Source organism: Streptomyces sp. NPDC005761, from assembly GCF_040630635.1.
In the GTDB taxonomy this organism is placed as follows: Bacteria; Actinomycetota; Actinomycetes; order Streptomycetales; family Streptomycetaceae; genus Streptomyces.
In genome coordinates this window covers 20,853-34,667 of record NZ_JBEXXX010000029.1, presented here as the reverse complement: position 1 = coordinate 34,667, position 13,815 = coordinate 20,853, and the positions used below count along the sequence as shown (strand labels likewise).

Here is a 13,815-nt window from a genome sequence, read left to right as displayed (position 1 = left end):
CACATGGTTCCGGGCCCTGACTCGTTCAGTCGTCCGCCGGTGTGTAGTACGACACGACCGCCGGTTGCCCCGTGTAGTTCGGGCCCGCCCCGGGATCGGCTCCCGCGTAGCGGAAAGGGAGCCGGACAGCCCGTGGGCCGCGGAGCGTGAGCCGGTGGTGGCGCGAGTCGTAGGAGAATCCGGCAGCGCGCAGTGCTGCCAGGACCCGGCGCGCGGCCGGCCTGCCGTCCGTCCACCGCACCGAGTCCGGGTCGAAGTGTGCGGCCAACAGCCCGGCGGGAGTCAGCCAGGAGGCCGCGCGCGTGAGCATGCGCAACTGGTCACCGAGGTAGTGGAGACCGTGGACGCACGTGATCAGGTCGTAGGCCCGCGGAGCCTCCCAGTCGGTGACGGAGGCCGTGACGAGGTCGAGCCCCGGCGGCAGGGGCGCCTCAGCGATCGGGCCGACGAGGTCGACGCCCGTCAGCACGGCGGATCCGGGCAGTTGAGAAGCGGCCTGCCGCAGTGCACGGCCCTCCCCGCTGCACAGGTCGAGCCAGCTCGGTGCCGTCGAGCAGGCCGACAGGTGGGTGAGCAGGTCGAAACCGAGCTCGCGGGTGTAGCTGTTGACGCCGGTGAGGCCCCGCTCGCGGTTCATGGTGTTGTTGGCGACCACGGTGGACGCCCGCAGGGCTTCGCCGGTACAGAGGCGGAGCGCCGCCTCCCGACCGGCTGATGTCGACGGCGTCGAGGTGGTGGGCACCTCGCCATTGTCCCTTGTGCCGCCGGGCGAGCCCGGTGTTTCGTCCAACGGTTCACGCCATGAAGGGGCTGGGTCCGCCGGGGTCACGCCCGAAGGGCGCCCAGGTCCTCCTCGCCGAGCGCGAGACCGTCCGCCGCCAGGTTCTCCTCCAGGTGTTCCAGGGAACCGGTGCCCGGAATAGCCAGTATCGACGGCGAGGTGGCCAGCAGCGAGGCGATCTGTACCTGAGCAGTCGTCGCGCCCAGTCGGGCCGCGACCTTGGCGAGCCGTTCGGTGTCGAGCGGGGTGCGACCACCGCCCAGAGGGAAGTACGGCACGTAGGCGATACCTGATGCCTCGCATTCCGCGAGCAGCTCCATGTCGTCGCTGTGATGGTTCTGCACCGCCGAGACCGGCGCGACGGCCCGGGCCTCGGCGAACTGGCCGGCGTCGACGTTGCTGACGCCCAGGTGCCGGATCAGCCCTTCCTCCTGGAGGCCGGCCAGTACGGCGAACCGTTCCGCGATCGATTCGCCACCGGGCCCGGTCATGCCGCCCACCCGCAGGTACACCAGATCCAGCCGCTCCAGCCCCAGTGTTCGCAGATCCGCCTCGACCAGTGCGCGCAACTGACCGGGCGTCGCCTGTCCGCTCGGCACTCCGTCCGGGCCGGGCAGCGGCCCGACCTTCGTCGCGATCACCAGATCGTCCGCATAGGGGGCCAGGGCCGCGCGGATCAGCTCGTTGGCCCGTACCGTACCCCTGCCGTAGAAGCCCGCCGTGTCGATGTGGTTGACGCCCAGCGCCACAGCCCGTCGGAGCACCGCGATGCCGGTGTCCGGCTCGCGCGCCGGGCCGTCGAAAGTGCCCATCGCCAGGCGCATGGCGCCGAAGCCGAGCCGACGGATGGTCAGGTCTCCGCCTAGGGAGAAGGTCTTGATCGTCATGGGATTCATGGTGTGCGCCGCGGGTAGGGCGGGGCGAGCGCGTGGCAGCTTGCTGCCAGACTGGCGGAGTGCGGAATGAACAGATGTTCTCGGTCCTGGGGGACGCGGAGCTGATCGCGCGCGCCGGCCACCTCTTCGAGTCCGTGCGCGCCGAGTTCCTGTGCGCCGCACGGGACCTCGACACCTGGTCGCAGCCCACGGCCAGGGCGGCGGTCCGCAACCGTATGCGAGCCAAGGGATCACCGGGCCTGACCTCCCGCAAACTGCTCAGCCCGATGGCGCTCGCCGACGAGGCGACCCGCGCACATGTGCGGCTGGTGCAGAGCCGGGGCGCCCTCGTCCGGGTCAGCGGCTCGCCGCTGCCTCACGAGACGATCATCATCGACCGGCGGGTGATGATCCTCGCGGGCCGGGTGACACCGACCGGGCGTCAGTACACCGTGACGACCTCGCCGACCATGGTCGACGGGGTGCACTCACTGTTCTCGGCGATCTGGGACAACTCGGCCGACTTCGACAGCTATCTGCGGGGTGACGTCCCTCATCTCGACGCCGACGGCCGTACGATCCTCGACGCTCTTGGCTCGGGGCTCACCGACGCGTCCGCGGCCAGGCGGCTCGGCGTCTCGTTGCGGACGTACCGCCGGCGAGTGGCGGAGCTCATGGCCGTGCTCGACGCCGGTTCACGCTTCCAGGCAGGGTTGCGGGCGGGCGAACTGGGACTGCCCCGCCGGACGGAGTGATCGCCTCGACACGGGCTCCGCGCACCGGGCGAGAGCGCGGGAACCTCCATGGCTTCCTCGCGCTCGGCGGCCGGCCGAGGGGCAGGTGCCGGTACGGGCCGCACGGGTGCTCCTATCGCCAGGGGTCCAGGGCGAGCTTGCCCCGGGTCCGGCCCGCTTCCAGTTGCTGCAGCACCATCGCCCCATCGGCCAGGGGGTGAACCTGTGGCGTGCCGGGCGTGTACACACCCTGGGAGACCAGGGCCTCGATCTCGATGAGCAACGCCTGGTAGAGGGATGGCGCCGCGGCGGCCAGCGCACCGATGTGCAGCCCCTTGACCTGGACCGGGTGGGTGAAGACCAGGTCGTGGGTGGTGAGGGTGGCGTCGCCGGAAGCAGCGCCGAAGACGACGACGCGTCCGGTGAAGGGTTTGGTGACCGACAGGCTGGTCTTGAACGTCGCCTGTCCCACCGATTCCAGGACCAGGTCGACACCGCCGGTCAGGCGGGTGATCTCCTTCGCCAGATCGGGGCGTCGGCCGTCCAGGACCTCGTCGGCGCCGAGTGCCGTGACGGTGTCGTGCTTCTCCGGTGAGGCTGTGCCGATCACGCGCGCACCGTAGTGGTGGGCGAGCCGGACGGCGGCCTGTCCGACGCCTCCTGCAGCGGCATGTACGAGGACGGTCTCGCCCGACTTGATCGCACCCAGCGGCTTCAGTGCCGCCAGGGCGGTGGCCCAGTTCAGCACCATGCCGAGGGCTTCGGTGTCGCTCCAGCCGGACGGCACGGGAAGCACGCCTGCGGCCGGCATCGTCATGTATTGCGCGAAGGCGCCCGGGCCGGCTCCGACGACGTGTGTGCCGAGCCGCAGCGGGCCCTCGACGTCCGGACCGACGGCCACGATCTCGCCGGCGGCCTCGAAGCCCGCCACATAGGGGGCCTGCGGACCACCCCCGTACGTTCCGTATGTCTGCATGACATCAGCGAAGTTGACCCCGGCGGCACCCACGCGGATCAGATACTCGCCGGGCCCGGGTTCAGGGCGGCGATGATCGGTCGTCAGGGTCAGGTCCTTCGGCCCCCGGTCCGAGTGCTGGACCAGGGCTCGCACCGTCTGTTCAGCGAGGTTCCGCTGCTCGTTGATCTCCATGCACCGAACGTAGGAGCCTGACACTTATGTCAAGGTCAAGCAGCTGTCAGAGATCAGCACGGCGGGCCTCGCGCAGGTAGGCGTCGAGCGCCTCTTGCTGACCGCTGAGAACCGCGATGCGGGCAGCGAGCCGATCACGATGACTCTGCACCTCTTGGAGGAACTCCGCGCACACAGCATCCGTGCCGGCATCGGAGCCGTCAGTGAGGCGGGGCAGCAGTTCCCTGATCAATCGCACGGGCAGTCCGGACTCCAGCAGCGAGCGAATGACGAGCACCCGGTCGACAGTGGACTGGCAGTAGTCGCGGAACCCGTTGCCGAAGCGACCAGGGACGATCAAGCCCTCTTCCTCGTAGTACCGCAACGATCTCGCGCTCACACCGCTGGCTGTGGAGGCTTCACCTATCTTCATGCCTTGATGCAACGCCCGGGAACACCGCGATCTTCCGGCCTTCGCCTACGGCGAGTTGATCAGGCGTCAGTAACCCCATGTCCCGCAACAGTCAGTCGGGCGCCTCGCCGCTTCCGGCGCCGCCCGTGGTGGGTGCGTCGTCCGCCGCGGCACCGGTGAACCGGCGGGCCAAGTACGCGAAAGCCTCCCTGAACTCGGGCGGGCCGATGACCGTGATGTCCGCGTCGAACCGGCCGATGGCGGAGGCCGGGCCGGGCGGGCTGGGCTGTCCCGTCATCGCCTTCAAGGGGCCCGACGGCGTCGCAGGCGGTCCACATCGCGGCGCACCGTCCGCGTACTGATGTTCAGCCGCTCGGCCAGCAGCCCGCCCGGCCAGTCCCGGCGTGCCTGGAGCAGCGAGAGCAGGGCCAGCAGTCGCGTTGATGTCTTCGGCATGCCTTCCATCCTGTCTCGTGAAGCGGACATGATCTGACCGCTTCCCCTGCGACTGTTGTCTCGTAACCGAAGGACGAGACCCACGGGAAGGGCCTGATCACCATGACCGCCCCCGCCACACCCCGCCCAGCAGCCGATGCCGAGCGCGACGATCTCCTCGCAGCGCTCGCGACCGCGCGCACGGCTCTGATCGCCACGACCCTGGGACTCGACGACGAACAGGCCGGGGAGAGCCCCACCGCCAGCGCCCTGTGTCTGGGCGGTCTGATCAAGCACGTCGCCTCCACGGAGGAGAGCTGGATGCGATTCGTGGTCTCGGGCCCGTCGGCCATGAGCCACGACCTGCCCGAAGGCGTCACCTGGGCCGACCTGGCGGCCGGTACCGCCCGAGAGATTCCGCAGTGGATGATCGACCACGGCAACGAGTTCCGGATGCTGCCCGGGGAGACCCTCGCCGGAGTCGTCGCCCGTTACGAGCGGGTAGCGGCCCGGACCGAGGAGGTCATCGCCGCCGTCCCCGACCTGTCGGCGACTCACCCGCTGCCGGAGGCACCGTGGCACGAAAAGGGGGCGGAGCGCAGTGTGCGCCGGGTCCTTGTGCACGTCATCGCCGAAACCTCCCAGCACGCCGGCCACGCCGACATCCTGCGGGAGACGATCGATGGTCACACGGCCACCTGACCTGACCGAGGGCTGCCCCGCCACCACCTGGCCGGTGAAGCAACCGGGCCGGTGCCCGCGGGCCGACGCGCTCTCTGGACCCACGACTGACGAGTGACAACGTTCGAGAACGGAATGACTGTGAAACTGCGCGAGCCGGTGCCGACCGACGTCCGGACGGGCCCGCCCTGCCCGGTCGCCCACCCCCTCGGCCAGGAAACCGAATGCGGCGGGGCCGGCGAACGCGTCCGGTGGTGCCCCCCGGCCACGGGCCGCCGGGCGCGCACACCCACGACCACCAGCAGGCGGGCTCGACCCGGTGAAGCCCGATGACCGTCCTCGGCGTCCGGACGCTCAACCGGGCGACGCTCGCCCGGCAACTGCTCCTTGACCGTGCGGACGTTCCGGCCCTCGAAGCCGTCGCGCACCTGGGCGGCCTTCAGGCCCAGGAACCGCAGGAGCCCTTCGTCGGACTCTGGTCACGGCTGCGCGCGTTCGACCCGGCGGAGCTCTCGGGGCTCCTGACCCACAAGGGCGTGGTCCGGACGCACCTCATGCGCCGCACCGTTCACCTCGTCACCGCCGACGACGCGCTGGCCTGGCGGGCCCGCCACGACGCCATGCTGCGCCAACGCGTACTGGGGACGTACCGCCGGGAGCTCGACGGGGTGGACCTCGGTGAACTCGCCGCAGCCGGCCGGGAGGTCATGGCCGACGGCGAGCCGCGCTCGATGTCGCAACTCGCACGCGAGCTGGCTGATCGCTGGCCGGCACCGGGGCCGCGGGCCCTGGGCGAAATGCTGGTCGCCGCTCTCATCCCGATGGTGCAGCTGCCGCCGCGCGGACTCTGGCGAACGAAGGGAGGAGTGCGCAACGTTCCGATGGCCTCATGGCTGGGCCGCCCGATCGACCCGCCCGCTCCGGACGGGGCCGATCCCGTCGGCGCGGCATTGGTGCGGCGCTACCTGGCTGCTTTCGGGCCCGCGGCCTCTGCCGACGTGCGAGCCTGGAGCGGCCTCGCCGGACTGCCGGCCGCGATCGCCGCGATACGCGAGGAGCTCGTGACCTTCCGCGACGAACGGGGCCGCGAACTGCTGGACCTGCCGGAAGCCCCGCGCCCCGACCCCGATACGCCTGCCCCGGTTCGCTTCCTCCCGGCGTTCGACAACGCGATTCTCGGCTACCAGGACCGCACCCGGATCATCGACGACGCCCACCGCGGCCTGTCGGTCTCCGGTGCTCGGGTGGTCCTCGTCGACGGTCGGCCGGCCGCGACCTGGAACGTCGAGGCCGGCACCGTGAGGGTCACGCCGCTGAGCCCCCTCTCCCGCACCGACCGCGAAGCCGTCGCCGACCAGGGAGCGGCGCTGGCGGCGTTCCTCTCCGACGATGACAGCCGGCGTGTCGAGGTCGCCGGTCCGCCCCGCTGACTGGAGCAGCGGAGCTCGCCCGGGGCCCCGGTCCGCGGGTGGCGCGGTGCGGTACAGGACCGAGAGCGTGTCGCCCGGCGCGGCACGGTGGATCGGTCGGGCGAACCGCACCGAGGCGTGGGCCGCAGCCCACGTGGGCTGCCCCCTGCCCGCGACCCCGCACCGGGCCGACGGGTTCCTCGGGGGCCACCCGAGGGCACGGCAGCCCCCGGGCCCGGCCTCCACATTCCGAGGCTCGCGGCTACCCGAACTGACCGGGCTGGTAGTCGCCCGCGGGCTGCTGGACGATCACGTTCAGCCGGTTGAAGGTGTTGATGAACGCGATGGTCGCCACGAGCGCGACGAGCTGATCCTCGTCGAAGTGCTTGGCGGCGTTGGCCCAGGCCTCGTCCGAGACACCTCCGGCGGCGTCCGCGATGCGGGTGCCCTGCTCGGCCAGCTCCAACGCGGCGCGCTCGGCGTCGGTGAACACCGTCGCCTCCCGCCAGGCCGCCACGAGGTGGAGACGGGTCGCGGTCTCCCCGGCGGCCGTGGCGTCCTTGGTGTGCATGTCGGTGCAGACACCGCAGCCGTTGATCTGACTTGCCCGGAGCTTCACCAGCTCCGCCGTCGCAGCCGGCAGGGTCGAGTCCGCGAAGGCCCGGCCCGCCGCGACCAGGTGCTTCAAGGACTTGGCCGCCAGCGGATTGGCGAACAGGTTGAGACGCGCTTCCATGGTGTTCTCCCTGGTGATGGTGACGGGTACACCTCTGTGACGGGCCGGATCGGAAGAATGTGACAGGGGCGTACGTGACGTGCGTCTCCCCGCTGATTTACGGGCGGGGCACCAGCTCCGACACCCGGGTGCCCGAGCCCTCACCGAGCAGAGTGGGAAGTGGCTTCCGGCCGGGCCATGGTGGCGACGTCGAGGGCGGTCAGCCGCGCCCAGGGCTGCGGCGGCGGTGAGCATCGTGTCCCAACGGGCGGGGCCGTCACCGCAGGTCGAGGCGCATCAGGACCCGGGGATGCCCGGCCAGTACGGACGTGGTGTCGGCAGCGTGGGTGAACCCGGCGCGCTCGAAGTTCTTCCGGATCCCGGCGAACGCCATCGTGAGGTCGACCTTGGCGTCACCGCTGTCGAGCGGGTAGGCCTCGATCGCCGGCGCCCCGTTGGACCGGGCGAACTCGACGGCACCGGCGATGAGGGCATGCGAGATCCCCTTCTTCCGGTGGCCGGGGCGTACGCGGATGCACCAAAGGGACCACACCGGCAGGTCGTCGACGTGCGGAATCCTGCGGCTGCGTGCGAACGAGGTGTCGGAGCGCGGTGCCACGGCGGCCCAGCCGACCGGCTCGTCGCCGTCATGGGCGAGAACCCCGGGCGGGGGCTGCTCGCGGCACAACCCGGCGACGTACTCACCGCGAGCCGGACCGCGCAACTCGTTGTTGAGGCCGGCCGGGACCCGGTGGCTCAGGCACCAGCACACGTTTGCGTCGGGTGACTTCGGGCCGAGGAGCGCACGTACGTCCTCGAAGTCCGATGCCGGGCGAACGTCGATGGTCATGGCACCACAGTGGCATGCGGTCCGAGCCGGCGGGCGGGCTCCACGCCTGAGCTCGGCCCATGAAGATCACTGTGCGGCCGATGCCCGTGGGGTCCTGCGCGCGCCCCGCGCCGCGGCAGGCGTCGACCCCCGACTCTCCGCCTCGGGCCGGTACTCCGGCGCGAGCAGGCCTTCCTGAACCCGCAGGGCGCCTCGTCGCCGTTCCCACCACGCGGCCCGGTGCTCCGGCTGACCCGGGACCGGACCGGCGGCCCGCCCGCAGGTGTGCGGGCGGGCGCGGAGCCTCAGCCGACCTCGATCAGCAGATCACCGGCTTCGACCTGCTGCACCTTGCCGATCGCCAGACGGCTCACCACCCCTGCGGCCTGTGCCGTGATCGACGCCTCCATCTTCATCGCCTCGATGGTGGCAACCGTCTGGCCGGCCGACACCGAAGCGCCCTCCTCGACCTGCAGCGTCACCACGCCCGCGAACGGCGCGGCGACATGGCCCTCGTTGCCGCGGTCCGCCTTCTCCGCAGCCTTCACATCGGTCGCGACGGACTTGTCCCGCACCGAGACCGGCCGCAACTGGCCGTTGAGGGTGGCCAGTACGCTCCGGAAGCCGCGCTCGTCGGGCTCGGAGATCGCCTCCAGCTCGATCAGGAGGGTGACGCCGGGGTCGAGCGTGACCGTGTGCTCGGTCTCCGTCTCCAGGCCGTACAGGAAGTCCTGCGTCGGCAGCACGGAGGTGTCCCCGTACGCCTCGCGGTGGGCGTCGAACTCCTTGGTCGGGCCGGGAAACAGGAGCCGGTTCAGCGTCGCGCGCGGGGACTCCCGCAGGGCCTCGAGGTCCTCGTCCGACAGGTGCGGCGTCTGCGTCTTCGCCGGCCTCCCCTGGAGCGCACGGGTACGGAAGGGCTCGGGCCAGCCGCCGGGCGGGTCGCCGAGTTCGCCCCGCAGGAAGCCGATCACGGAGTCCGGGACGTCGAACTTGCCGGGGTCGGACTCGAAGTCCGACGCTTCGACGCCCGCGCCCACCAGATGCAGCGCCAGGTCGCCGACGACCTTCGACGACGGCGTCACCTTCACCAGCCGGCCGAGCATGCGGTCGGCGGCCGCGTAGCAGTCCTCGATGAGCTCGAAGCGGTCTCCGAGACCGAGCGCGATGGCCTGCTGGCGCAGATTGGACAGCTGCCCGCCGGGGATCTCGTGGTGGTAGATCCGCCCGGTCGGCGAGGCCAGCCCGGACTCGAAGGGGGCGTACACCTTGCGGGTCGCCTCCCAGTAGGGCTCCAGGTCGCCGACCGCCTGGAGGGACAGACCGGTCGCCCGCTCGGTGTGATCCGTGGCGGCCACCAGTGCCGACAGCGGGGGCTGGCTGGTGGTTCCGGCCATGGAGGCGACGGCCGCGTCCACCGCGTCCACGCCCGCGTCGATCGCCGCGATCAGTGTGCCGAGCTGCCCGCCTGCGGTGTCGTGGGTGTGCAGGTGCACGGGCAGGTCGAAGCGTTCGCGCAGCGCGGTGACGAGGGTACGGGCCGCGGGCGGACGCAGCAGCCCGGCCATGTCCTTGATGGCGAGCACATGGGCGCCGGCCTCCACGATCTGCTCGGCGAGACGCAGGTAGTAGTCCAGCGTGTACAGGGTCTCGCCGGGGTCCGAGAGGTCCGCGGTGTAGCAGAGCGCCACTTCGGCCACCGAGGTGCCGGTGGCGCGGACGGCATCGATCGCCGGACGCATCTGGGACACGTCGTTGAGGGCGTCGAAGATCCGGAAGATGTCCATTCCGGTGGACGCCGCCTCAGCGACGAACGCCTCGGTGACCTCGGTGGGGTAGGGCGTGTAGCCGACCGTGTTGCGTCCGCGCAGCAGCATCTGCGTACAGATGTTCGGCACGGCTTCCCGGAGCTTGGCCAGGCGCTCCCACGGGTCCTCGGCCAGGAAGCGCAGCGCCACGTCGTAGGTGGCCCCGCCCCAGCACTCGATGCTCAGCAGCTGGGGCACGGTCTGCGCGACGTGCGGGGCGACGGCCAGCAGGTCGCGGGTACGCACCCGGGTGGCCAGCAGCGACTGATGGGCGTCGCGGAACGTGGTGTCGGTGACGGCGACGGCGGACTGGGCGCGCAGTTCGGCGGCGAAGGCCTCCGGACCGATGGCCGCGAGGCGCTGCCGGGACCCGGCCGGCGGTGTCCCGGCCGGCAGGGCGGGCAGCTTGTCGGCGGGCTCGATGACCGAGGGCCGGGGCCCGTACGGCCGGTTGACCGTGGTCTCCGCGAGATAGCCGAGCATGCGGCTGCCGCGGTCGGCCGACGGACGGGCCCGGATCAGCTCCGGATGCTCCTCGATGAAGCTGGTCGTGATGTGCCCCGCCCGGAAGTCGGGCTGGTCCAGCACAGCCCCCAGGAACGGCAGGTTCGTCGCCACCCCACGGATACGGAACTCCGCGATCGCCCGGCGCGCACGACGCGCCGCGTTGGTGAAGTCGTGCCCGTGGCAGGTCAGCTTGACCAGCATCGAGTCGAAGTGGGCCGACACCTCGGCGCCGGTGTGCACGGTTCCGCCGTCCAGCCTGACGCCCGGCCCGCCCGGCGAGCGGTACGCGGAGATGGTGCCGGTGTCAGGCCGGAACCCGTTCGCCGGGTCCTCCGTCGTGATGCGGCACTGCAGCGCCGTGCCGTTGAGGGTGATGTCGTCCTGCGTGAGATGCAGATCGGGCAGCGTCATGCCGGCGGCGATGCGCAGCTGGGCGATCACCAGGTCGCGTCCGGTGACCTGCTCGGTGACGGTGTGCTCGACCTGGATGCGCGGGTTCATCTCGATGAACACGTGGTTGCCGCGCTCGTCGACGAGGAACTCGACTGTGCCCGCGTTCACGTACCCGATGTGACGCGCGAAAGCGACCGCGTCGGCGCAGATCCGGTCCCGCAGTCCAGGGTCCAGGTTCGGGGCGGGCGCGATCTCGACGACCTTCTGGTGGCGGCGCTGCAAGGAGCAGTCACGCTCGTAGAGATGGACGACGTTGCCCTCGGCGTCGGCGAGGATCTGCACCTCGATGTGGCGGGGGTTGATCACCGCCTGCTCCAGGAAGACGGTCGCGTCTCCGAAGGCGGACCCGGCCTCGCGCATGGCGGCGTCGATCGCCTCGCGCAGATCGCCCGGTTCCGCGACCCGGCGCATGCCGCGCCCACCGCCGCCGGCGACGGCCTTGACGAAGACCGGGAAGCCGATGTCGCCCGAGGCTGCGACGAGAGCGTCGACGTCCTCGGAGGGTTCGGACGACTTCAGTACCGGAACGCCGGCGGCCCGGGCGGCCGCGACCGCCCGGGACTTGTTCCCCGTCAGGTTCAGCACCGGCGCCGGCGGCCCGACGAACGTGATCCCGGCCTCGGAGCAGGCAGCCGCGAGGTCCGGATTCTCCGACAGGAAGCCGTACCCCGGGTACACCGCGTCGGCGCCCGCCTTCCGGGCGGCCTTGATCACCTCGTCGACGGAGAGGTAGGCCCGCACGGGGTGCCCGGGCTCCCCGATCCGGTAGGCCTCGTCGGCCTTGGCCCGGTGCAATGAGTTGCGGTCCTCGTGCGGGTACACGGCCACGGTGGAGATTCCGAGCTCGAACGCCGCGCGGAACGCCCGGATCGCGATCTCTCCGCGGTTGGCGACCAAAACCTTGTCGAACATCAAACTCCCCAGTCGTGTCACGGGCGCGTGGCCTCAGGACAGGCGATGTCGCACGGGATACACGGATGGCATCCGGTGGTCACGTGGCGGTGGTGAAGTGCTCCGGGGTTCTCGGGCCCGGAGCGTTCGACACCGTACCGGAGACCTTCCCAGAGATCGCGGGCGCAAAGGATGGCGTGCGTCACGTGCCGCGAACGGAGTTCGCCGGCGCTCGGAAGCACGGCTCCGGCACACCCTTGCGACGGCTCCGCTCGACGAGGCCGAGCGCCCTGCACATCACGGGTGCGGGGTTCACCGCGGTGCCCTGACGCCCCGTCCGGACGCGTACCTGCGGCCTTTCGGAAGCAGGCGCGGCCGGCGGTGCGGGGCGGGGGAGTCAGGCCGTGTACTGATGGGCCGGATAGGTCAGGTAGCCGGCGTCACCGCCCTGGTAGTACGTGGCCTCGTCGACGGGGGCGATCGGCAGTCCGCCGCGCAGCCGCTCCACGAGGTCGGGATTGGCGATGAAGGCGCGGCCGAAGCTGATCAGTTCGGCCCCCAGCCCGAGCCAGTGTTCGGCGTCGTCCCGGCCGGTCTGCTTGGGGCCCATCGGCAGGGTGGGATTGATGATCAGGGTGCCCGGCCACGCACGGCGCAGCGTGAGGAGGGCCTCCTCCTCGACAGTGGCCTCAAGGTGTACGTAGGCGACGTCGAGGCGGGCCAGTTCGGTCAGGAGCGCGGTGTAGAGCTCGATGGTGTCGCTGTCCTGGACCCCCCAGAACAACCCGCCCGGTGAGAGGCGGATTCCGGTCCTGTCACCCCCGACGGCGTCGACGGTGGCGGCGACGGCCTCGACGGCGAAGCGAATCCGGTTGGCGACCGGGCCGCCGTAGCGGTCCGTGCGCAGGTTGGCGTTGGTCGAGAGGAACTGGGATATCAAGTAGCCGTTGGCGCCGTGCAGTTCCACCCCGTCGAATCCGGCGTCGACGGCGCGGCGGGCGGCCAGGGCATACGACTCCGCATGCTCGGGCACCTCTGCGGTGTCCAGCGAGCGGGGCATGGGGGCGGGCTGCGGGCCGGTCGGGGTGAACACGTCGCCGACGGCCGGGACAGCCGAGGGTGCGATCGGCTGCATACCGGTGGTGTCGGGATGCGACACCCGGCCGCCGTGCATGATCTGGGCGAAGATCCGACCGCCGTTGGCATGGACGGCGGCGGTCACGGGGCGCCAGGACGCGACCTGCTCGTCCGTGTGCAGCCCCGGCGTCCCAGGATTGGACTGACCGATCACGCTCGGCTGAACTCCTTCGCTCACGATCAGCCCGGCGCTGGCCCGCTGGGCGTAGTAGGAGGCCATGGACGGTGTCGCCAGCCCGCCGGCGGCAGCCCGGACCCGGCTCATCGGGGCCATGACCACCCGGTTGGGCAGCGGCAGCCCGGCGAGACGGTAGCCGGTGAAAAGGGATGTCACGGCAGGACTCCTTCGCGTTCAGCGGTGCCCGAACGTCGGGCATGCAGTTACGCTAAAACCTCACATTGATGTCAGAGGCAAGTCCTGTGGCGCAGGACACGATCGGGAGGGTGCCGTGCGCATCGGTGAGCTCGCGTCACGGGCCGGGGTGAGTGTCCGGTCCGTGCGCTACTACGAGGAGCAGGGGCTGCTCGTCGGCACCCGCAGTTCCAGCGGGCAGCGGCACTACACGGAGGACCAGGTCGAGCGGGTCGGGTTCATCCAGGGCCTCTACGCGGCAGGCCTGTCCAGCCGCACCATCGTCGAGCTGCTGCCCTGTGTCGACGCGCCCAGCCGGGAGAACTCCGACTCCGCGCTGGAGCGGATGGCCCAGGAGCGCGACCGGCTCTCCGCGCACATCGACGACCTCGTACGGACCAGGGGCACCCTGGACGCGTTGGTCGCGACGGCCCGGGCACACCGGGAGCAGTTGGGGTCGCCGGTGGCCGGCTGACCGGCGCACCCGGTCGACGGCCGAACGGGTAGGGGCGGGGCGGGCGGTGTGCGGCTGCTGCCGCGTCGCCCGCTCGGCTCCTTCACGGTGTCGTCCTTGACGATGCGGCTCGCTCGTCTCCGTGAACGGAACCGCCCATGCCGGTGGGAAGGGGCCGGCGGGGTCTGCCTCGCGACCATCCGCGGAAAATCA

13 protein-coding genes and 1 pseudogene are annotated in these 13,815 nt (G+C 71.1%); 4 read left to right on the top strand and 10 right to left on the bottom strand.

Annotation, left to right across the window (positions count from 1 at the left end; all coding sequences use genetic code 11):
- Positions 1-25: 25 nt before the first annotated feature.
- Together ABZ434_RS24345 and ABZ434_RS24340 are read right to left on the bottom strand one after the other, a co-directional pair.
- Positions 26-742: a class I SAM-dependent methyltransferase gene (locus tag ABZ434_RS24345; RefSeq protein ID WP_359140621.1), complete on the bottom strand. Its 717-nt coding sequence runs from the start codon at positions 740-742 to the stop codon at positions 26-28.
- 83 nt (positions 743-825) lie between these two features.
- Positions 826-1,668, bottom strand: coding sequence for an oxidoreductase (locus ABZ434_RS24340; RefSeq protein WP_359140618.1), 843 nt, complete (start codon positions 1,666-1,668; stop codon positions 826-828).
- A gap of 68 nt (positions 1,669-1,736) precedes the next feature.
- Between ABZ434_RS24340 and ABZ434_RS24335 the strand changes: the two genes are divergently transcribed.
- Positions 1,737-2,411 carry a DNA-binding response regulator gene (locus tag ABZ434_RS24335; protein WP_359140616.1) on the top strand — a complete coding sequence of 225 codons (675 nt, stop codon included), beginning with the start codon at positions 1,737-1,739 and terminating at the stop codon, positions 2,409-2,411.
- Positions 2,412-2,523: 112 nt separating this feature from the next.
- On the opposite strand, the gene ABZ434_RS24330 is transcribed toward ABZ434_RS24335, so the two are convergent.
- From ABZ434_RS24330 to ABZ434_RS24315, 4 genes and pseudogenes are all read right to left on the bottom strand, one after another.
- Positions 2,524-3,540 carry an NADPH:quinone oxidoreductase family protein gene (locus tag ABZ434_RS24330; protein WP_359140613.1) on the bottom strand — a complete coding sequence of 339 codons (1,017 nt, stop codon included), beginning with the start codon at positions 3,538-3,540 and terminating at the stop codon, positions 2,524-2,526.
- Positions 3,541-3,586: 46 nt separating this feature from the next.
- A complete protein-coding gene (locus ABZ434_RS24325) occupies positions 3,587-3,952 on the bottom strand; it encodes a MerR family transcriptional regulator (protein WP_359140610.1) in 366 nt (121 codons plus the stop codon).
- A gap of 91 nt (positions 3,953-4,043) precedes the next feature.
- Positions 4,044-4,229, bottom strand: coding sequence for a hypothetical protein (locus ABZ434_RS24320; protein ID WP_359140607.1), 186 nt, complete (start codon positions 4,227-4,229; stop codon positions 4,044-4,046).
- Between the two features lie 23 nt (positions 4,230-4,252).
- Positions 4,253-4,387 (bottom strand): annotated as a pseudogene (locus tag ABZ434_RS24315) (helix-turn-helix domain-containing protein); the annotation flags it as partial.
- 102 nt (positions 4,388-4,489) lie between these two features.
- Between ABZ434_RS24315 and ABZ434_RS24310 the strand changes: the two are divergent.
- Both ABZ434_RS24310 and ABZ434_RS24305 read left to right on the top strand, forming a co-directional pair.
- A complete protein-coding gene (locus ABZ434_RS24310) occupies positions 4,490-5,068 on the top strand; it encodes a DinB family protein (protein WP_359140604.1) in 579 nt (192 codons plus the stop codon).
- A gap of 308 nt (positions 5,069-5,376) precedes the next feature.
- Positions 5,377-6,477 (top strand): winged helix DNA-binding domain-containing protein, encoded by a 1,101-nt coding sequence (locus ABZ434_RS24305; protein WP_359140602.1) that lies wholly within the window; start codon positions 5,377-5,379, stop codon positions 6,475-6,477.
- Between the two features lie 241 nt (positions 6,478-6,718).
- Here ABZ434_RS24305 and ABZ434_RS24300 read toward each other — a convergent pair whose 3' ends face one another.
- The 4 genes from ABZ434_RS24300 to ABZ434_RS24285 all read right to left on the bottom strand — a co-directional run bounded on the left by ABZ434_RS24300 (position 6,719) and on the right by ABZ434_RS24285 (position 13,130).
- Positions 6,719-7,192: a carboxymuconolactone decarboxylase family protein gene (locus ABZ434_RS24300; protein ID WP_359140599.1), complete on the bottom strand. Its 474-nt coding sequence runs from the start codon at positions 7,190-7,192 to the stop codon at positions 6,719-6,721.
- A gap of 256 nt (positions 7,193-7,448) precedes the next feature.
- Entirely contained in the window at positions 7,449-8,021 is a 573-nt protein-coding gene (locus ABZ434_RS24295; protein ID WP_359140596.1) for a GNAT family N-acetyltransferase, read from the bottom strand.
- A 284-nt stretch (positions 8,022-8,305) separates the two neighbouring features.
- Positions 8,306-11,680 (bottom strand): pyruvate carboxylase, encoded by a 3,375-nt coding sequence (locus tag ABZ434_RS24290; protein ID WP_359140593.1) that lies wholly within the window; start codon positions 11,678-11,680, stop codon positions 8,306-8,308.
- Between the two features lie 376 nt (positions 11,681-12,056).
- Positions 12,057-13,130, bottom strand: coding sequence for an alkene reductase (locus tag ABZ434_RS24285; protein WP_359140590.1), 1,074 nt, complete (start codon positions 13,128-13,130; stop codon positions 12,057-12,059).
- A gap of 115 nt (positions 13,131-13,245) precedes the next feature.
- Here ABZ434_RS24285 and ABZ434_RS24280 point away from each other — a divergent pair, with 115 nt between their 5' ends.
- Positions 13,246-13,623, top strand: a complete 378-nt coding sequence (locus tag ABZ434_RS24280; RefSeq protein ID WP_359140587.1) for a MerR family transcriptional regulator — start codon at positions 13,246-13,248, stop codon at positions 13,621-13,623.
- Positions 13,624-13,815: the final 192 nt, after the last annotated feature.

Excerpts from the sequence above, each read along its gene's own strand:
- ABZ434_RS24340 (WP_359140618.1), bottom strand. The coding sequence starts at position 1,668 with ATGACGATCAAGACCTTCTCCCTAGGCGGAGACCTGACCATCCGTCGG.
- ABZ434_RS24330 (WP_359140613.1), bottom strand. The coding sequence starts at position 3,540 with ATGGAGATCAACGAGCAGCGGAACCTCGCTGAACAGACGGTGCGAGCC.
- ABZ434_RS24325 (WP_359140610.1), bottom strand. The coding sequence starts at position 3,952 with ATGAAGATAGGTGAAGCCTCCACAGCCAGCGGTGTGAGCGCGAGATCG.
- ABZ434_RS24320 (WP_359140607.1), bottom strand. The coding sequence starts at position 4,229 with ATGACGGGACAGCCCAGCCCGCCCGGCCCGGCCTCCGCCATCGGCCGG.
- ABZ434_RS24310 (WP_359140604.1), top strand. The coding sequence starts at position 4,490 with ATGACCGCCCCCGCCACACCCCGCCCAGCAGCCGATGCCGAGCGCGAC.
- ABZ434_RS24305 (WP_359140602.1), top strand. The coding sequence starts at position 5,377 with ATGACCGTCCTCGGCGTCCGGACGCTCAACCGGGCGACGCTCGCCCGG.
- ABZ434_RS24300 (WP_359140599.1), bottom strand. The coding sequence starts at position 7,192 with ATGGAAGCGCGTCTCAACCTGTTCGCCAATCCGCTGGCGGCCAAGTCC.
- ABZ434_RS24295 (WP_359140596.1), bottom strand. The coding sequence starts at position 8,021 with ATGACCATCGACGTTCGCCCGGCATCGGACTTCGAGGACGTACGTGCG.
- ABZ434_RS24290 (WP_359140593.1), bottom strand. The coding sequence starts at position 11,680 with ATGTTCGACAAGGTTTTGGTCGCCAACCGCGGAGAGATCGCGATCCGG.